Here is a 15,826-nt window from a genome sequence, read left to right on the forward strand (position 1 = left end):
GTCGCGGTCGGGAGTGGACGGACGGCGACGGCCGGCCGGGCACCGAGTGGTGCCGCGCCGCTCAGCCCCGGGGCGGGCCGCGCCGGCCGGTGGCGTCCCGGGCCGGGTCTGGCGTCGCCACGTCGACCCGCGCGGCGGGCCGTACCGTGGGCTCGTGGGCGGAGCCGGCGGGCAGCGGCCGGGCGTGCTCCTCGGTGAGCCGCTCGTGCCCGGCGCGGGTGTCGACGAGCCCGTCGTCCCCGGGCCGGGTGTCGGCCGGTAGCGTCGCCACCCGGGAGGTCACCACGGGCGGTCGGGCGGCGGCGGCCGGGCCACCGGCGGCGGCGAACAGCCCGCCGAGGCCGACGGTGAGCACCAGCGCGGTGACCGCCAGCCGGGTCAGGTCGCGCAGCCTCGACACCCAGACGGGCGGGGTGGAAGCTACGCGGATCACCCGTCCAACCTATCCCCCGTCGACCGTCCGCGCAGCGTCGGTGACCCGACCGGACCAGTGACCCGGGCCACGGTGTGCCCTGTGGACGGACCGTTCCCCTCCGGGATGCGCCCGCTGACCTGCTCCTGGATGCATCGACGGGGATGAGAATGCCGTCAGTTTCCCGCCGACCGGTCGGGGCACTTCGCCGACGGCGCGACGCCCTGCCGCGCCGGAACCGACCGACCGGAGGAGACGCCATGGGAGTGCGTCGTCAGGTCGCTGCGGCCGGGCCGCTGTCTCGCGCGGCGGTGCTGTCTCGCGCGGTGGCCGGTGAGCGGTCGGGCAACCGACGGCCCGTCCCCGTCTACACCCGACGGCCCGTCCAGACCCGTCCGGGGCGGGGCGGGCCGTCGGCTCAGGCGTCGTGGTCGGCGTGGTCCGGGGTGAAGAGGGCGAGCAGGTCACCGACGTGGCGGTCGGCCTCGGCGGGATGCCGGAAGTGGCCGCTCGGGTTGATGGTGTACTCGTTGCGCCGACCGACCCGGGTACGCCGCAGGTAGCCGCCGGTCTCCAGGTCCGCGACGATCGCCTGGGCGGCCCGTTCGGTCACCCCGACCTCCTCGGCGACGTCCCGCAGCCGGGCGGTGGGGTTGCGGGCGATGGCGAGCAGCACGTGACCGTGGTTGGTGAGGAACGTCCAGTTCCGGGTGCTCCCGGTGCCGCCTGTCGTCGCCATGACGGTCATCGTATGGCGCGTCCCCGGGAGGCCCGTCGTCGGCCGTCGGGTCTGGCCGTCGGTCTCGACCCGCCGTCGACATCGTTCCGACCGAAGCCTGAAACGTGTATCACGAAATCTTGACGTACCTTTCGCTGCGTGTGACCGTGGGAACACGGCCGTCGTCGCCGCCGGCCGGCGTGACCAGGTGCGATTCCGGACCGAGGTGAGGCAATGGCCCCGATCACTCCGACCCAGGCGCTGGCCGAGCTGTCTGCCGGCAACCGGCGTTTCGTCGCCGGGGAGCCCCGCCACCCCAATCAGGGCGCCGGCCACCGGGCCGCCGTCGCCGACGGCCAGCATCCCTTCGCCGTGATCGTCGGCTGCTCCGACTCCCGGCTCGCCGCCGAGATCATCTTTGACCGGGGTCTGGGTGATCTCTTCGTGGTCCGGACGGCCGGGCACACCGCCGGGCCGGAGGTGCTCGGCAGCGTCGAGTACGCGGTGACGATCCTCGGCACCCCGCTGGTGGTGGTCCTCGGGCACGACTCCTGCGGGGCGGTACAGGCCGCCCGGGACGCCGCCCGCACCGGCACCCAGCCCCCGGGGCACCTCTACTCGGTGGTCGCCGCCGTCGGGCCCAGCCTGCGCCGGGCGGCCCAGGAGGGGGTGCACGACATCGACGGGATCGTCGACATCCACATCGCGCAGACCGTCGAGGTGCTGCTCGGCAACTCCCCGGTGATCGCCGCCGAGGTGGCCGCCGGGCGGTGTGCGGTGGTCGGGATGTCCTACCGGCTCGCCGCCGGTGAGGTCCGCCAGGTGGCCCCGGCCCACGCTCCGGCAGCCGAGGCGCCCACGCTCACCGCCGCGGTGTCCGGGCCTGCCGGGCCGACGGCCGGTGCCGTTGGGGCGCTGGCGGGCGTCGACGCCGGGCCGGTCGGGTCCGCTGTCCCGGCGACCGGCGAGCCGGCGACCGTCGCCGGCTGAGACCTGGTCACGACGAAGGCCGCCCGGCTGGACCGGGCGGCCTTCGCGTGGTGCGCGATCAACTCGCCGGTGGCGATGATGCGGTGTTCAGGGGTCTCGGATACCGCATCAGCGACGCCACCGTGTCGATCATGTCCGGCTACAGCAACGACACGTGGACGTGGTCGGTGTGGTTGGACGGTCCGGAGTACGAACTCCAGCCGTTGGCCGGGAACCAGATCTGCCGGTTCCAGATCACGTAGTAGATGCCCAACCGGTCCGCGTTGCGGATCAGGAACGCGGCCAGGTTGTTGCCGTACATCCGGGTGTCGTTGTTGTGCCACGGGCTGAAGCCGCTCTTCTGCAACGACCAGTCGCACGCCTTGCCCTTGGGGTGCTCCCACGGCCCGCCGGGGCGGTAGCAGCCGACGAACCGGCTGAAGCCGGCCCGCTTGACCTCCTTGTACATGTGCAGCGTGCGCGGTGTGACGCAGCCGGACGTGGTGGGGTCGTTCTCGCTGCACGACTCGCCGCGCCATTCGCCGTCGGCGGTCTGGCCCGGGGCGATGCGGGCCACCGGGGACGTCGCGTCGACCAGGCCACCGGTGAAGCCCCGCCCGCCGACCAGGGCCAGCGCCTTGTCGGCCTCGGTCTTCTTCTTGGCCATCAGGTTGGTCTGCTTCTGCTGCTCACGGACCTCGGTGTCGACGGCGAGCTTGGCCTGTTCGGCCCGCGCCTTGACCTTGTTGACCTCGGCCAGCTTGCCGGCGTTGACCATGTTCAGCTCGTCCAGGGCGGCGGCCCGCCGGACGAAGGTGTCCGGGGCGTCGCTCTCCAGCAGTGCGGCGACCGCGCCGACCCGACCCGTCCGGTACGACTGGGCGGCGATCTCGGTGACCTGCGGGGCCAGCGCCGCCAACTCCTGCTCCGCCTTCTCCACCTCGATGGCGTACTCGAGTTGGCGCTTCTTGGACTTCTCCAGCCGGCTCTTCGCCGCCGAGTACTCCCGGTTGGTCGCCTCGATGACGTCGGTGAGCAGCTTCGGCTCGTCGTCCTCCTCGTGCCCCGAGGGGGTGGGCGGGGTGGGTGCGGCCGCCGCGGGGGCGGCGGCCGGCCCGGCGACGATCGCCAGGGCGGCGAGTACGGCCACCACCGGAGTCCACCAGTGGCGTAGGGGTGCCGTCACAGTTGTCCCTTCCGTCGACCGCCGACCGGGTTAGCTGACGGGTTCGGGACGGAAGTGGCCCCTACCGCTGGCGCGGATTCACCCCAGGTGCTCGGTTCCCCGGCTCGCCGTACGGCGATTGGGCGGTGGTACCGCTGGCTCCGGTGGGCGCCTTCGGCGGTGACCGGCAGCGAGGTTACCCGAGAGTCGTACCGGGGATCTACGGTCACAACCCGGCAAAATGCGTATTTTTCCGATAACAACGGGTGACCAGTGATGCGGCCGACAATCGCGACCTCGCCTCCGGTCACGCAGCGCAGTGTCACCATGCGGGGTCCGTGCTCCTTTCCGGGTCTGGCCACCGTGCGGGGGCCGGGGTGGACGGTTCGCCGTGCCGGGGCGCGCTCAGCGCCTCCAGCGCCTCGGCGCGGTCGGGGGCGGGCCGTGGGGTGGGCGTCGGCCCGGTGGCGTCGGCGTCGGCGGGACCGCGCCCGGCGGTGGTGACCAGTGCGGCCAACCCGGTGGTCAGCGGCACCGCCGCCACCAGGCCCAGGGTCGCCACCGCGCTGCGGACGATCTCCTGGGCCAGGAACTCGCTGGTGAGGATCTGGCCCACCGGTCGACTGTCGGCGGTCAGCAGGAGCAGCAACGGCAGCGAGGCCCCCGCGTACGCCAGCACGATCGTGTTGACCGTGGAGGCGATGTGCGCCCGACCGACCCGGGTCGCCGCCCGGTAGAGCTGCAACCGGGACAACCCCGGATTGGCGTGCGCCAGCTCGGTGACGGTGGCCGACTGGGTGACCGTGACATCGTCCAGGACGCCGAGCGAACCGATGATGATCCCGGCCAGCAGCAGGCCGTGCAGGTCCACGTCACGCTGGTACATCGACAGCGTGGTGGCCTCCTCGCTGCCGTACCCGGTCAGGTGGGTGGCGGCGGTGGCCAGCGTGCCCAGGACGCCGGTCAGCACCAGGCTGCCCAGCGTGCCGAGCACCGCCACCGAGGTCTGCGCGGTGACCCCGTGGGTCAGGTACAGCACCACGAACATGATCAGCGCGGCGCCGGTGATCGCGATCGGCAGCGGCGCGCCCCCGGCGGAGATGCCCGGCACCACGAAGGTCAGCAGGATGGCGAAGCTGGCGCCGAGACCCGCCAGGGCGGCCAGCCCGCGCAGCCGGCCGAACGCCACGATCGCCGCCGCGAACAGGGCGACCAGCCAGAGCAACGGCATGCCCCGCTGGTGCTCGGCGATGTGGTAGCTGCTCACCGACGGGTCGCTCGGGTCGGCCAACGCGACCAGCACCACCTCGTCGCCGACCGCGACCGTCGGCGCCCCCGGCCCGGACGGGACCGGTGTCTCGACCTGCCCACCGTTGTCCGGCCCCTGCGTGACGGCGACCGTCACCGTCCCGCACGGCCCGTCGGCCACCCCCGACGGGCCGTCGGGGGTCTGCGGGGCGGGCGGGCACGGCTCGGTCACCACCCGGGTCACCGTGCCGTGGTAGCGGGGCACCTGGTCGCCCTGGTCGATCCGCGGGGTCTCGCCCGGCCAGAGCAGCAGCGTGGCGACCACCGTGACGACGATGAGCGGCACCACCGTCATGACGAGGATCCGCCGCACCCGGGGTGGGGTGGACGGAGCGGGACGGGTGTGGTCGGCGCCCATGTGTGCGAGTTCTCCCAACGATCCGGGACGGGATACGTGTCAGCCGGCCAACCGGTTCATCTGCGGGCGGCGGGTCGTCGGACGATGGTAGCCAGCACCCGGGTCGCGCCGCGCCGCCCAGGTGCTGGTGGGGGCGGCGCTCGATGCCCCACCGCCGCGCGGGCACGCCCACCGCCGCGCGGTCTCCCGCCCACCGCTGCGGGGGCACCCCCACCGCCGCGCCTGGTCCGTCCCGATGTCGGTGACCCCGCTGTCCCGGCCCGCCGGGACGGCTAGCGTGGAGCCGTGCGGCGGGCGAGGACGGCGACGACGACCGGGCGGTGGCTGCGGCTGCTGCTGCTCGTCGGCACCCTGCTGGGGCTGTCCGCGATGCACACTCTCGGCCACCACGCGGAGCTGGCCGGCGGCCACCACGCGGAGTTGACCGGCGGCCACCACGCGGAGCTGGCCGGCGGCCACCACGCGGAGTTGACCGGCGGCCACCGTGCCGACGGTCGTCCGGCCGGCCACGGCACCTCGGCGGACCGCGCCCAGCGGACCTCCGTCGGGCACGACACCCCGGTCGGCGGCCCGGACCGGACGTCCACCGACCGCCCCGGGCAGACGTCCGCCGTGCCGGTGACGGACCGGCCGGACCTGACCGGTCCGGTACGGCTCGCGGCGGTGACGGCTCTCCACCTCGGGTGCGGGGACGGGTGCGCGGTGGCGCTGCCCGCCGGGCCGTCCGGCCCACCACCCACCGCGTGGAGCGTCTGCCTGGCGGTGCTCGGCGCGCTCACCGTGACGGTGCTGGTGCTGCTCTTCGTCGTCCGGTCCCGGCCGGCCGGGGTGGCCCGCCCGCCGTCGCGACCCCGGGAGCCGCGTGCCCCGCCACCCCGCCCGCTCCGGCTCCGGCTCGCCACGGTGTCGGTACTGCGCAGATAGGACCCCCGGGTGCGGCTTGGCCGCGTCCACCGTCCGTCGCGTACGTATCCGCCCACCGAAAGGTCGCTCGTGTCCACTCGTACCCTCGCGCGTCGTGCCGCCCTGGCCGGCGTCGCTCTCACCGCCGTCGTCGCCCTGGCCGCCTGCGGCGGTGGCCACCCCACCGACGGCGGTCACGGCCGTCCGGCCGCCGGGGCCGCATCGGCCGGCGCTTCCGCCGTCGACCCGGCCGACGTGGTGTTCGCCCAGATGATGATCCCGCACCACCAGCAGGCGGTACGGATGTCGGAGCTGGCCGGGAGCCGGGCCGCCGATCCGGAGGTCTCCCGGCTGGCCGCGCAGATCCGGGCCGCCCAGGCCCCGGAGATCGCCACCATGACCGGCTGGCTCACCGGGTGGGGCCGGCCCGTCCCGTCCGACGGCCCGGCGGGTGGTCACCTGCCCGGGACGGACCACGGCATGCCGGGCATGATGTCCGACGCCGACCTGGCCCGGCTGGAGGGCGCGACCGGTCGGGACTTCGACCGCCGGTTCCTCACCATGATGGTCGCCCACCACGAGGGTGCCGTCACCATGGCCCGGCAGGAGTTGGCGGACGGCCGGCACGCCGGGGCCAGGGCCCTGGCCCAGCAGATCGTCGCCAGCCAGCAGGGCGAGATCGACACCATGCGGAAGATCCTCGCCCGGCGCTGACCCCCGTCCCGGCGCGCGGCGGGTGGGCCGGTCCCGACCGGTCCTCCCGCCGTGGCGCTCCCGTCCACCCGTCGGGGGTGGATCAGCCGCGCTTCATCAGGCGGCCGACGGCGGCCATCATCTCGGCGGCCATCTCGTCGGCCCGGCCCTCGGCGGCCCCCTCGTGCATGCAGTGCCGGGCGTGGCCGTCGAGCAGGCCGAGGGCGACCTTGTCCAGGGCGGCCTGTACGGCGGAGATCTGGGTGAGCACGTCGATGCAGTACCGGTCGTCGTCGACCATCTTCTCGATGCCCCGGACCTGCCCCTCCACCCGGCGCAGCCGCGCGAGCAGTTGATCCTTGCTGGCGGTGTAGCCCCGGACCGGGGTGCTCGGTGTGGTCATGGCGACCACGATAGCGTACCCCTGGGGGGTATGCTACTGTCGCCGGGAAGCGTACCCCTGGGGGGTATGGTGGAGCGTGGGAGGGAGCGCGGCATGATCACGAATTACCAGGTGAAGGGCATGACCTGCGGACACTGCGTCAACGCGGTGAGCGGCGAGGTGGGTGCCCTCGACGGCGTCACCGACGTCCAGGTGGACCTGGCCTCCGGCCGGGTCGCCGTCACCAGTGACCGTCCGCTCGACACCGGGTCGGTGCGCGCCGCCGTCGACGAGGCCGGCTACGACCTCGTCGAGGCGTGACGGGCCCTCGGCCCACCGGAAACCGAGGTGACCGATGAACACGGCGACCAGACTGGGCGGCTTCGCCCTCGGTCTCGCGGTGGTGTTCGGCGCGACGTACGGGGCCGGCCAGCTGACCGGCCCCGTACGCCCGCCCGCCGAGACCCGCCACGACCCCGCGCACACTTCGGAGCCCACCCGGAGCCCCGCCGTCCCTGACCCCACCACCGACCCGACGCCGACCGTGACCGGCACCGGCGGGGCCGGTCACACCCACGGTTGACCGGAGGCGCCCCGATGACCCCACCCACCACGAACCCGCCCACCGCACCCCACCTGATCGAACTCGCCATCGGTGGGATGACCTGCGCGTCCTGTGCCGCCCGGATCGAGAAGAAGCTCAACCGGCTGGACGGCGTCGAGGCGACCGTCAACTACGCCACCGAGAAGGCCACCGTCCGGTACGCCGACGCGATCACCCCGGACGAGCTGATCGCGACCGTCGAGAAGACCGGCTACACCGCCGTCGTGCCGCCACCGCCCGCCCCCACCGGGGCGGCACCGACCGGTGGGCCGGTGGACGAGTTGACCGCGCTGCGTACCCGGCTGCGGGTGTCGGCCGTGCTGACCGTGCCGGTGATCGTGCTGGCGATGGTGCCGGCCTGGCAGTTCACCTACTGGCAGTGGCTGTCGCTGACCCTGGCCGCCCCGGTGGTGGCGTACGGCGGGCTGCCGTTCCACCGGGCCGCCTGGACCAACCTGCGGCACGGCGCGGCGACCATGGACACCCTCGTCTCGCTCGGCACCCTCGCCGCGTTCGGCTGGTCGCTCTGGGCGCTCTTTCTCGGCGACGCGGGGATGCCCGGGATGACCCACCCGTTCCGGCTGGACATCACCCGCACCGACGGGGCCGGCAACATCTATCTGGAAGCCGCCGCCGGGGTGACCGTGTTCCTGCTGGCCGGCCGCTACTTCGAGGCCCGGTCCAAGCGGACCGCCGGTGCGGCCCTGCGGGCCCTGCTCGAACTCGGCGCGCGTGACGTGGCCGTGCTGCGCGGCGGCACGGAAACCCGGATCCCGGTCGACCGGCTCGTGGTGGGCGACCGGTTCGTGGTCCGACCGGGCGAGAAGATCGCCACCGACGGGCGGGTCGAGGAGGGCACCTCGGCGGTCGACGCCAGCATGCTCACCGGCGAGTCGGTGCCGGTCGAGGTGGGACCCGGTGACCCGGTGGCGGGTGCCACCGTGAACGCGGCCGGCCGGCTGGTCGTCACCGCCACCCGGGTCGGTGCGGACACCCAGCTCGCCCAGATGGCCAGGCTGGTGGAGGCGGCGCAGACCGGCAAGGCCGCCGTGCAGCGGTTGGCCGACCGGATCTCCGGGATCTTCGTGCCGGCCGTGATCGTGCTGGCCGTCGGCACGCTGGGCTGGTGGCTGGGCAGCGGGGCCGGCCCGACCGCCGCCTTCACCGCCGCGGTGGCCGTGCTGATCATCGCCTGCCCGTGCGCCCTCGGTCTGGCCACCCCGACCGCGCTGCTGGTCGGCACCGGGCGGGGCGCCCAGCTCGGCATCCTGATTAAGGGGCCGGAGATGCTGGAGTCCACCCGGCAGGTCGACACCGTGGTGCTGGACAAGACCGGCACGGTCACCACCGGCCGGATGACCCTGGTCGACGTCCGTCCCGCCGAAGGGCAGGACCGGGCCGAGTTGCTCCGGCTCGCCGGGGCGGTGGAGACCGGCTCGGAGCACCCGATCGCCCGGGCCGTCGCGGCGGGCGCCGCCGAGGTGGGCGTGCTGCCGCCGGTCACCGGGTTCGCCGCCGCCGAGGGGTTGGGCGTCACCGGCACCGTCGACGGCCACGAGATCGTCGTCGGGCGACCGGGGCTGCTCCGCGAGCGGGGTCTGGACGTACCCGGGGAGGTCGTGCGGGCGGTGGCCGAGGCGGAGGCCGCCGGTCGTACGGCGGTGGTGGCGGGCTGGTCCGGGCGGGCCCGGGGCGTCCTCGCGGTCGCCGACGTGGTCCGGCCCACCAGCCGGGCGGCGATCGCCGGCCTGCGGGAGTTGGGCCTCACTCCGGTGCTGCTCACCGGGGACAACGTCACCGTCGCCCGGGCGGTGGCCGCCGAGGTGGGCATCGACCAGGTGACCGCCGAGGTGCTGCCGGCCGACAAGGTCGACGTCGTCCGCCGGCTCCAGGCGCAGGGCCGGACGGTCGCCATGGTCGGCGACGGGATCAACGACGCCCCGGCCCTGGCCCAGGCCGACCTGGGGTTGGCCATGGGCACCGGCACCGACGTGGCGATCGAGGCGTCCGACCTGACCCTGGTCCGGGGTGACCTGACCGCCGCGGTGGACGCCATCCGGCTCTCCCGGCGCACCCTCGCGGTGATCAAGGGCAACCTGTTCTGGGCGTTCGCCTACAACGTGGCGGCCCTCCCACTGGCCGCCGCCGGCCTGCTCAACCCGATGATCGCCGGCGCGGCGATGGCCTTCTCCTCGATCTTCGTGGTGGCCAACAGCCTCCGCCTCCGCCGTTTCCGCTCCGCCACCCTCCCCACCGACCAGCCGCGTTGATCAAGAGGTTCACGTCAGTTCTGCGGGAAAGGGTGACGCAAACCTCTTGATCAACGCGCTGAAGCGGGGGTGCGGTGTTTTGGGTTTGGGGGGTGGGGGTAGTTGAGGGGCGTTGGAAGAAATGCTTATACGGGAGGCTCTCATGGGGTTCGACGACAAGATCGAAAACACGACCGAGAACACCGCCGGCAAGGTCAAGGAGGGCGTGGGTCGGGTGACCGACAACGAGCGCCTGGAGGCCGAGGGTCGCAACGACCAGGCCAAGTCCAGCCTCAAGCAGGCCGCCGAGAAGGTCAAGGACGCTTTCAAGAGCTGACCGTGCCACCCGTCACGCCGGACCGACCTCGTCGGCCCGGCGTGAGGCGTGTCGGGGGTGAAAAGTCGGCCGGGCGGGCCGTGCGGCATCGTGTCCGTGGTACCGCACGACACCACTCCGCGGTACCGCCCGACCCATCGAAACGGGGAAGTCGATGCACCGTAGCTCCGCCACCGCGCTCACCCTCGCAGTCCTCGCCGTCCTCGCGACCGGCTGCTCGGACGACGGGAGCGACACCGACGCCGCGCCCGGCACGCCGACCAGCGCCGCCGGCGCTCCCACCGGGGAGGCCACGCCCGACCCGGTGACGAGCACCGCGACCGCCACCACCACCCCGACCGCCGGCACCGCCGCGAACACCGCGCAGGTCTGCCGCGCCGTCGACCAGCTGATCATCGACGGCAGTCGGCAGATCGCCGCCGACTCGGCCGACGCGACCCGGGAGGAACTCACCCCGGAACAGCTCAACGGCAAGCTCAAGGGGCGGCTGAGCCGACTCGCCGACGACGTCCGTGAGCAGGCACGCAAGGCCAAGGACGCCCGGATCAAGAAGCTGGTGAACGAGACCGCCACCAAGATCGAGAACGGTGCGGCGGCCAAGAGCCCGGCGAGCTGGATGGGCAGCGAATTCGTCGAGATCCCGCCCCGGCTCACCCGCGACTGCCACGTCTGAGCCAGCCCCGGCCCCGGCCCCGGCCGCTCCGCCCGGTCGGGCGCGGCAGGCCGGGCGCGGACACCCGGGGCACAGCAGGCCGGGCGCGGACACCCGGGCGGGGTGGGAAGACCGCCGGGGTCAGCGTCGGCCGGGCAGCGACCGGGTCGGTGGGGCGGTGCCGGCGAGCAGGGCACGGTCGGCGGCGGAGGTGCCGGACTGCCATCCCTCGGCGTCCCGCACGGTCAACCGGGCCCGGGTGACGCCGGGGAAGAGGGTGTCCATCCGCTCCCGCACCGCGCCCGAGAGGGCGGCGAGCACCGGCAGGAGCCGCTCCGGCCCGGCGGCCTCCGCCGCCTGCCGGTTCGCCTCGTCGGTCGCGGTCCGCAGCCGTTCCCCGATGCGCCGGGCGAAGGCGTGCAGGAAAGCCTCGTCGTACGCCTTGGTGCGTCGGCCGCCGCCCTGACGCTCCCGGCGTCCGCGCAGCATGGCGGCGGTGGCCTGCACCAGCAGTGAGGTGTGCAGCAGTTCGACGGCCTCCAGATCGGCGGGGAAGCCGAGCACGGTGGCGAAACCGAGATCGTCCGACCAGACCGATTCGCACCGGTTCGCCGCCGCCACCTCCTGCACCAGCAACGCCTTCGCGCCCGCGTACGGGGCGTCGGTGCTGATCCGGACACCGCCGGGCCGGTCCGGGTGGGCGGCGGTCGCCTCGACCAGGGCCCGTTCCAGGCTGTGCCGGGCGATCAGCTCCTGCGCCTTGCCGGTGAACGCCTCCGCCTCGGCCGGGAAGGTGGTGGACTCCGCCTTGGCCAGCAACGCCCGTACCCGGTCGAGCACCCGGGACCCGCTCGGCCCGCCCGGCGCGGTCGTGGCCGGGCCACCGACGCCGCCGGGCGGGGGCCGGAGCACCGCGACCGGCGGCAGGCCGGCCAGCAGCGCCAGCACCTCGATCGCGTCGCGCAGGGCGGTGATCCGGTCCGTACCCTCCCGGGTCGTCCAACCGCTCAGCCACCCGGCGTCGTCATCGCCGTGGACCCGGGCGTCCAGGCCGGCCAACTGGTCGTCCCACCACGGCGGCACCGGGCCGGGCTGGGCCGCCCGGTCGGCGGCGAGGGCCTCGGCGACCAGCCGCCCCGGGCGTGCGCCCAGCCGACGGGTCACGATCCGGGCCACGTCGGCCGGCTGCCAGCCCCGTGGCCAGAGCCGGCCCAGGGCGGCCACCAGCCGGCCGAGCAGCGCGGCGTCCACCGTCGCCGGGCCGTCGGGCGTCGGCCGGCCACCGTCACCGCCGACCACGAGCCGGTCCAGCTTCCGCTCCGCATCGCGTACGTCGGTGCCGCGCACCGCCGCGACCGCGGCGGTGATGAGGGCATCGGCGTCCGGCACGGGTGGTCCTTCCTCGGGGGGTGACGGCCGGAAGGTGTCCGGATCGTCGGGAGTGTCTGCCCGGCAACGGTACCCGGGCCCGGATTGCTCCTCCCGGGCACTCATCCGTACGCGCCTCGCGCCCGTACTCCTGCCTGGAGTGGACCGAGGTGGACGGGGGAGGCGAACGGTGAGCACCCTGACGGTGAGCGAGGCCACCGACCGGGGCCGGCACCGGGGGCGACGCCGGGGCGTGACCCCGGCCGGTGTCCTGACGGTGGTGCTGGTGGTGGCCGGGCTGGCTGCCGGCGGGGCGGTGGTGGCCCAGCGGCAGGGCGTCGACCTGGGCGCTCTCATCGGTGACGTCCGGCGGGAGCCGGTCCGGCCGCCCGCCGCCGCGGTGCCGCCCGTGCCGACCCGGGCGGAGGCGCCCGTCCCGCTCGGGTCCGCGGCCGCGCCCGCCCCAGCGGCGCTGCGCTATCCGCAACGGGGGACCGGCACCTGGCGGACGGCGACCACCCAGGGTGCGGTCGCCGGGCGGGACGGCCAACTGCTGCGCTACCGGGTGGCGGTGGAGGGCGGCATCGACACCGTCGACCCGGAGCGGTTCGGCCGGGAGGTGGCGGTGGTGCTCGCCGATCGCCGGGGCTGGACCGCCGACGGCCGGTGGCGGCTGCAACGGGTCGGTGCCGACAGCCCGGCCGACTTCACCGTGCTGCTGACCACCCCGGTCACCCGGGGTGAGCTGTGCGGGGACCCCTCGGACCGGTACACCTCCTGCCGCAGCGGCGACCGGGTCGTGATCAACGTGGCGCGGTGGGCACGGGGCGTACCGGACTTCCGCGGCGACCTCGCCACCTACCGGTCGTACGTGCTGAACCACGAGGTGGGGCACCGGCTGGGCCGGGGTCACGAGCGGTGCCCGGCAGCGGGCGGGCCGGCGCCGGTGATGCAGCAGCAGACCCTCGGCCTGCACGGCTGCCGGCCGAACGCCTGGCCGATGGCGGGTGGCACCCTGTTCACCGGCCCCGCCGGGGAATACGACGACCCGATCCCGGCCGGCGACTGACCCCTCCCGCCGAGCCCGAGCGCGCGAGCGCCGAGCCCGAGCGCGCCAGCGCCGAGCCCGAGCGGGGCACGGCCGACGTCGACCGGACAGGGCTGAGCGTGTCTGAGCCGGGCGCTGATCAACTCAGGTGGGCCGATGTTGCGGTGTTCTGAGCGATCGGACACCGCAACATCGGCCCCCTGCAGGCGATCAGCGCCGGCCGGCGGGCCAGGGCGGACGTCCCGTGCGGCCGGGTCAGCGGCGGGGGAAGGACGCCCAGATGTTCTTGGTGCGGTCGGTGGCGTACCAGCCGACCTCCAGGGAGACCGCCATGGCGATCTGGAGTCCCCGGCCGCCGGCCCCCATCGGCCGGGTGTCGGACAATTCGGGGATGGTGCTGAGGTCGTGGTCGGCGACGTCGAGGATGAGCGACTCGTCGATGGTGAGCAGCCGGATGATCGTGGGCGGAATACCGTGTTTGAGGGCATTCGTGGCCAGTTCGGTGGCGACCAGGGCGATCAACTCAGGGACCTCGTCGAGGCTCTGCCCGTCGAGGAGTTCCTCACCGGTGACGGCCTCGTGCAGGGAGGCCCGCAGGGCCCGCAGGCCGGCGGGATCGGCCAGTTTCCACCGGCGCAACTCGGTGGCCTCAGGCGGGGGCGGCGAGGTGAGAAGCGGTGCCATGATCTCGGTTTACCCTGCGTAGCGGTCGCCTATGCCCGGCCCGCTGTCGGGGATTCGTCCTTTCGGGCGCACCGGAACGCGCCACCGCACAAGCCCACGGCGGAGCCCGCTGCGCGGTGACCCGGGGCCCCGGTCCGGTGCCGGGTGGAGTGTGGTTCGGGCCACTGTCGAAGGTGGTGTGCCAGGCGGGAACGGGTCGCCCTGCGCCACCGCGCCGAGGATCGAGAAATCATCCGATTCGGGGCCTGCGTCAGCCCTTGCGGTCGCGTAAAGTCCGCAAACTGAACGGGCCATGTCGGCGACGGAACGCCCCGCTAACGGGTGCCCGTCCGCACGGTTGGGCGCATCCCCGCGCCGGCTCGCGGACCGCCTCAGGAAGAGCCATGACCGCCAGTACGAATGCCCCCAAGGTGACCGTCGTGGTCCCGGCGTACAACTCCGGACCGCACATCGAGAAGCTCGTCACCTCGTTGCTGAGCCAGTCGCTGCCGGCCGGCGAGTTCGAGGTCATGTTCGTCGACGACGGCTCCACCGACTCGACCGGCGCCCGGCTCGACGAACTGGCTGCCGCCCACCCGCACTTCCGGGTGCTGCACATCGACAACTCCGGCTGGCCGTCACGCCCCCGCAACCTCGGCGTCCAACACGCCCGGGGCGAGTACGTCTTCTTCGCCGACGACGACGACTGGTTCGGCGAGGAGGCGCTGGAACGCCTGCACGCCTGCGCGACCGCCCACGACGCGGACCTGGTGGTCGGCAAGATGGCCGGGCACCGCCGATCGGTGCCGCGCGAACTGTTCCGGCGTAACCGGTTCGACGCCACCCTGGAGAACACCCCCCTGATCGACAGCCTCACCGCGCACAAGCTGTTCCGGCGCTCCTTCCTCGTCGCGCACGACCTGCGGTTCCCGGAGGGCAAGCGGCGGCTGGAGGACCACGTCCTGGTCACCCGGGCCTTCTTCCTGTCCCGGCGCACCTGCGTGCTGGCCGACTACGTCTGCTATCACCACCAGCGGCGGGTCGACGCCGGCAACGTCACGGCCACCGCGCTGGAGCCGGCCGGATACTTCGTCAACCTGCGTGAGGCGCTCGACATCGTCGACGCGCACACCGAGCCCGGCCCGCTGCGGGACCGGCTGCACCGGCGTTGGCTGCGCAACGAGATGGTCTCCCGGCTGCGTGGCCGGCGGTTGCTCGACGCGCCCGCCGCCTGGGTGGACCAGTTGGTCGGCGAGGCGCAGCGGGTGATCCGGGACCGGTTCGCCCCGGGCGTCGCCGCCGGGCTGCCGCCGCTGCAACGGATCATCTCCCGGCTCATCGAGGAGGGGCGCACCCCCGACCTGCGTCGGCTCGCCCAGTGGGAGGCGGCCGTCCGGGCGGCCCCCACCGTGCAACGGGTCGTGCAGGACGGCAGCACCCTGACCGTCACCCTCACCGCCGAGTTGTTCTTCGGCGACCGGCCGCTCGTCCTCACCGCCGACGGTGAGCAGCGGCTGCTGGTGGTGCCGGTCGACGACGTGCCGGCCGACCTGCGGGACGCGACGGCCCGGATCAAGCAGTCCAAGCTCGACGTCATCGCCCGGCGGCGGGACACCCGGGAGGAGTTCTTCGTGCCGGTCACCGGCACCATCGAGCTGGTCCCGGCGGACGACGGCACGCTGCGGCTGGTCCAGCACGGCACCGCCCGGCTCGACGTCGGCGCGCTCAACGGCGGCCGGAGCAGGGGCACCTGGGACCTGAAGGCCCGGCTCACCTGCTGTGGCTGGACCGAGGACGCCACCCTGCCGGTGGCCTTCCGCTGCACCGCCGACGGTGCCCGCCCGGTCACCGTGGCGCACCAGGACAGCCTGCGCTTCCGGCTGCGCCGGGCGGTGGCCCGGCGGGTACCCGAGTCGATCCGGCGGGCGATCCGCCGCTGACCCGGCGGGTACGACCGGGCGGGCCGCCCGCCCGACCGCGTGTACCGGGCCGCCTCC

Annotated in this window: 17 protein-coding genes and 1 riboswitch; of the genes, 10 read left to right on the forward strand and 7 right to left on the reverse strand. The window is 74.1% G+C overall.

The features are described 5' to 3' along the window. Positions 1-61: 61 nt before the first annotated feature. Both ACQP1S_RS03100 and ACQP1S_RS03105 read right to left on the reverse strand, forming a co-directional pair. Positions 62-433, reverse strand: coding sequence for a hypothetical protein (locus ACQP1S_RS03100; RefSeq protein ID WP_432902747.1), 372 nt, complete (start codon positions 431-433; stop codon positions 62-64). A 397-nt stretch (positions 434-830) separates the two neighbouring features. Further along, on the reverse strand, positions 831-1,160 hold the full coding sequence (locus tag ACQP1S_RS03105) for a helix-turn-helix transcriptional regulator (protein WP_091244860.1): 330 nt from the start codon (positions 1,158-1,160) through the stop codon (positions 831-833). A 204-nt stretch (positions 1,161-1,364) separates the two neighbouring features. Between ACQP1S_RS03105 and ACQP1S_RS03110 the strand changes: the two genes are divergently transcribed. Next, a complete protein-coding gene (locus ACQP1S_RS03110; RefSeq protein ID WP_432902750.1) occupies positions 1,365-2,120 on the forward strand; it encodes a carbonic anhydrase in 756 nt (251 codons plus the stop codon). Between the two features lie 139 nt (positions 2,121-2,259). On the opposite strand, the gene ACQP1S_RS03115 is transcribed toward ACQP1S_RS03110, so the two are convergent. Together ACQP1S_RS03115 and ACQP1S_RS03120 are read right to left on the reverse strand one after the other, a co-directional pair. After that, on the reverse strand, positions 2,260-3,285 hold the full coding sequence (locus ACQP1S_RS03115; RefSeq protein WP_363674547.1) for a coiled-coil domain-containing protein: 1,026 nt from the start codon (positions 3,283-3,285) through the stop codon (positions 2,260-2,262). A gap of 3 nt (positions 3,286-3,288) precedes the next feature. After that, positions 3,289-3,420: riboswitch (cyclic di-AMP (ydaO/yuaA leader) on the reverse strand. A gap of 166 nt (positions 3,421-3,586) precedes the next feature. Next, positions 3,587-4,930 carry a YibE/F family protein gene (locus tag ACQP1S_RS03120; protein ID WP_432902753.1) on the reverse strand — a complete coding sequence of 448 codons (1,344 nt, stop codon included), beginning with the start codon at positions 4,928-4,930 and terminating at the stop codon, positions 3,587-3,589. 285 nt (positions 4,931-5,215) lie between these two features. On the opposite strand from ACQP1S_RS03120, the gene ACQP1S_RS03125 reads away from it, so the two are divergent. Next, positions 5,216-5,854, forward strand: a complete 639-nt coding sequence (locus tag ACQP1S_RS03125; RefSeq protein WP_432902755.1) for a hypothetical protein — start codon at positions 5,216-5,218, stop codon at positions 5,852-5,854. Positions 5,855-5,923: 69 nt separating this feature from the next. Then, a complete protein-coding gene (locus ACQP1S_RS03130; protein WP_432902758.1) occupies positions 5,924-6,547 on the forward strand; it encodes a DUF305 domain-containing protein in 624 nt (207 codons plus the stop codon). Positions 6,548-6,629: 82 nt separating this feature from the next. Here the strand turns inward: ACQP1S_RS03130 and ACQP1S_RS03135 are convergent, their stop codons facing one another. Then, positions 6,630-6,929 (reverse strand): metal-sensitive transcriptional regulator, encoded by a 300-nt coding sequence (locus ACQP1S_RS03135; RefSeq protein WP_091244878.1) that lies wholly within the window; start codon positions 6,927-6,929, stop codon positions 6,630-6,632. Positions 6,930-7,022: 93 nt separating this feature from the next. Between ACQP1S_RS03135 and ACQP1S_RS03140 the strand changes: the two genes are divergently transcribed. The 5 genes from ACQP1S_RS03140 to ACQP1S_RS03160 all read left to right on the forward strand — a co-directional run bounded on the left by ACQP1S_RS03140 (position 7,023) and on the right by ACQP1S_RS03160 (position 10,771). After that, a complete protein-coding gene (locus ACQP1S_RS03140; RefSeq protein WP_091244881.1) occupies positions 7,023-7,229 on the forward strand; it encodes a heavy-metal-associated domain-containing protein in 207 nt (68 codons plus the stop codon). A 34-nt stretch (positions 7,230-7,263) separates the two neighbouring features. Continuing rightward, entirely contained in the window at positions 7,264-7,491 is a 228-nt protein-coding gene (locus ACQP1S_RS03145) for a hypothetical protein (RefSeq protein ID WP_091244883.1), read from the forward strand. Positions 7,492-7,505: 14 nt separating this feature from the next. Beyond that, complete coding sequence (locus tag ACQP1S_RS03150; protein ID WP_432902762.1) at positions 7,506-9,782, forward strand: heavy metal translocating P-type ATPase; 2,277 nt, start codon at positions 7,506-7,508, stop codon at positions 9,780-9,782. Positions 9,783-9,924: 142 nt separating this feature from the next. Further along, positions 9,925-10,098: a CsbD family protein gene (locus tag ACQP1S_RS03155; protein WP_091244888.1), complete on the forward strand. Its 174-nt coding sequence runs from the start codon at positions 9,925-9,927 to the stop codon at positions 10,096-10,098. 154 nt (positions 10,099-10,252) lie between these two features. Further along, positions 10,253-10,771 carry a hypothetical protein gene (locus tag ACQP1S_RS03160; RefSeq protein ID WP_432902765.1) on the forward strand — a complete coding sequence of 173 codons (519 nt, stop codon included), beginning with the start codon at positions 10,253-10,255 and terminating at the stop codon, positions 10,769-10,771. Positions 10,772-10,891: 120 nt separating this feature from the next. Here ACQP1S_RS03160 and ACQP1S_RS03165 read toward each other — a convergent pair whose 3' ends face one another. Further along, complete coding sequence (locus ACQP1S_RS03165; protein WP_432902768.1) at positions 10,892-12,139, reverse strand: DUF2786 domain-containing protein; 1,248 nt, start codon at positions 12,137-12,139, stop codon at positions 10,892-10,894. Positions 12,140-12,308: 169 nt separating this feature from the next. On the opposite strand from ACQP1S_RS03165, the gene ACQP1S_RS03170 reads away from it, so the two are divergent. Then, positions 12,309-13,187, forward strand: a complete 879-nt coding sequence (locus ACQP1S_RS03170) for a DUF3152 domain-containing protein (protein WP_432902771.1) — start codon at positions 12,309-12,311, stop codon at positions 13,185-13,187. A 234-nt stretch (positions 13,188-13,421) separates the two neighbouring features. Here the strand turns inward: ACQP1S_RS03170 and ACQP1S_RS03175 are convergent, their stop codons facing one another. Beyond that, complete coding sequence (locus ACQP1S_RS03175) at positions 13,422-13,850, reverse strand: ATP-binding protein (RefSeq protein ID WP_363674566.1); 429 nt, start codon at positions 13,848-13,850, stop codon at positions 13,422-13,424. Positions 13,851-14,233: 383 nt separating this feature from the next. Here ACQP1S_RS03175 and ACQP1S_RS03180 point away from each other — a divergent pair, with 383 nt between their 5' ends. Further along, positions 14,234-15,769, forward strand: a complete 1,536-nt coding sequence (locus ACQP1S_RS03180; protein WP_432902775.1) for a glycosyltransferase — start codon at positions 14,234-14,236, stop codon at positions 15,767-15,769. The last annotated feature ends 57 nt before the right edge of the window (positions 15,770-15,826 follow it).

It is taken from the genome of Micromonospora matsumotoense (genome assembly GCF_050951065.1).
GTDB lineage: Bacteria > Actinomycetota > Actinomycetes > Mycobacteriales > Micromonosporaceae > Micromonospora > Micromonospora matsumotoensis.